The organism is Dietzia sp. CW19 (assembly GCF_014145265.1).
GTDB lineage: Bacteria > Actinomycetota > Actinomycetes > Mycobacteriales > Mycobacteriaceae > Dietzia > Dietzia natronolimnaea.
The window spans coordinates 10,660-10,965 of record NZ_JAALEE010000565.1 but is presented as its reverse complement, the minus strand read 5'-3'; the positions used below and the strand labels follow the sequence as shown (position 1 = coordinate 10,965).

The following is a 306-nucleotide window of genomic DNA, read 5'->3' as shown; positions in this document are numbered from 1 at the left end:
TTCTCGGCCGCGAAGAACTGCATCGCGTGCCTGGGGCTGGCCGAGGTGCGGGAATGGCTCACGCCCCACGGCCACCGTCGGCGCCTCGACGTGACCGACCTGGCCCACGATGACCGCGCGACGCTGTACATGCTCACCGAGGAGGACAATCCGGTCGCTCGCCCCATCTCGACGGTGCTGGCCATCCTGGTCAGTGAGGCGTTGAAGAAGCGGGCCTCCCAGTTCGAGCGGGATCGACTCCCGGTCCCGGTGCTGATGGTGCTCGATGAGATCGCCAACGTGGTGCGATGGCCGAACTTGCCTGAG

1 protein-coding gene is annotated in these 306 nt (G+C 67.0%); it reads left to right on the top strand.

Annotation, left to right across the window (positions count from 1 at the left end):
* The coding region (locus tag G6021_RS16830) for a type IV secretory system conjugative DNA transfer family protein (RefSeq protein ID WP_241736640.1) at nt 1-306 on the top strand (306 nt) is incomplete at both ends.